This is a genomic window from Acidisoma sp. 7E03 (assembly GCF_054665075.1).
The window spans coordinates 1-854 of record NZ_BAAFHE010000059.1; the positions used below are offsets into that span (position 1 = coordinate 1).

Consider the following 854-nt stretch of genomic DNA (forward strand, 5'->3'; position numbering starts at 1 on the left):
CCACCCGCTACGACAAAACCGCGCTTTCGTTCCGTAGCTTCCTCAACATAGCGGCCGCAAAAATGTGGCTACCTTCTTTTGTCAACAGATCCTAGATTAACGTCATCTTGAAAACATCAAGAATCCCGTCGCTGATCAGGACCTAGAGATGGAAAGCGAAGATTCACAGAAGTTGCCGCCTCTAACACTGTCTGATCTCGTAGACGACAGCAGGCTAGGGAGACTATTTTCTCCGAATGACCGTTCGTGCGCTCTTCAGCTTTGGGTCTTACAACTTCGATTTGGTGATGTCGTTCAAAATCGAATACTTTATGGCCGTTTGCTGCCCTACAATCACTCCGACAACAGCTGGCATGCTAGATCCAGTGACGAATTCAAAAAAGTTGGTGAGTTAAAAGCGCAGGTAATCAAACTAAGTCTATACGTTCGCGGTGCTTTGTGTAAAGAAATGTTGAGCTTGCTAAGCGTTGGGAAATCCATTTCCGAGCTCAGCGCAACTCTACAACTCGAAATATCCGATAAATTAAGCTCTCGAGTTGGCAAGACTAAACTCAATCCCACTGACCTAGCTTATCGGCCCGTTTCCTACCTGCTCAATCGTGACGCACGGGATGGCCAGAGATTGACAAGCCCACACGGATCGGGAGGCGCCCTGAGTGCCTCAATTGTCCAGACCAACAAGAGCACACTTTTTTTGTTCGACCAGTACTACGACCCGGCATTAGCAAGATTTGTAGTTCAAGAACTAAATTCAGAGACTGGGCTAGAGGGTGTTATGCACCTGGGATGAGGAGAGCGGCCTGCTTCATCATGAAACAGGCGAAAGCGACGACGTGCAGGCCAGCGAGAGTAGC

At 48.6% G+C, this 854-nt stretch carries 1 protein-coding gene; it reads left to right on the forward strand.

Features of this window, described 5'->3' with window-relative positions:
• Positions 1 to 148 precede the first annotated feature (148 nt).
• Positions 149 to 790 carry a hypothetical protein gene (locus ACYQ6W_RS22655; RefSeq protein ID WP_459678565.1) on the forward strand — a complete coding sequence of 214 codons (642 nt, stop codon included), beginning with the start codon at positions 149 to 151 and terminating at the stop codon, positions 788 to 790.
• The last annotated feature ends 64 nt before the right edge of the window (positions 791 to 854 follow it).